Source organism: Pseudoalteromonas rubra (assembly GCF_005887115.1).
GTDB classification, from domain to species: Bacteria; Pseudomonadota; Gammaproteobacteria; order Enterobacterales; family Alteromonadaceae; genus Pseudoalteromonas; species Pseudoalteromonas rubra_F.
Genome location: NZ_PNCJ01000226.1, coordinates 1 through 312 on the forward strand (window position 1 = coordinate 1; position 312 = coordinate 312).

The 312-nt window shown below is 47.4% G+C and carries 1 protein-coding gene; it reads right to left on the reverse strand.

The genetic code is table 11. The annotated features are described in order from the left end of the window. On the reverse strand, positions 1–285 hold a 285-nt coding region (locus tag CWB98_RS23845), incomplete at its 3' end, for an SAM-dependent methyltransferase (protein WP_349304492.1). Positions 286–312 lie beyond the last annotated feature (27 nt).

The window sequence follows — 312 nt, forward strand, 5'->3', positions numbered from 1 at the left end:
TATGGCCAGTGCGCCCCAGCCAGTGCCAATCTCCAACAGATGGTCTTCAGGGCTCAGTTCAAGCTTGTCACAAATGACCTTCAGTTTGTTGTGCTGGGCCTGCTCAAGCGACTGATCCAACGTCTCAAACACAGCACTGGAGTACATCATGGTTGGATCCAGGAAAGCCTGGTACAAATCGTTGCTCAAATCATAATGGGCAAGGATATTTTGCTTAGAGCCTGATTCGCTGTTGCGGTTGCCAAGGTGAAATACCTTATTTTTAAGCGAAGTAAGCCAAGACATTTTCCCCTCTAGCTCATCTAACTGAGA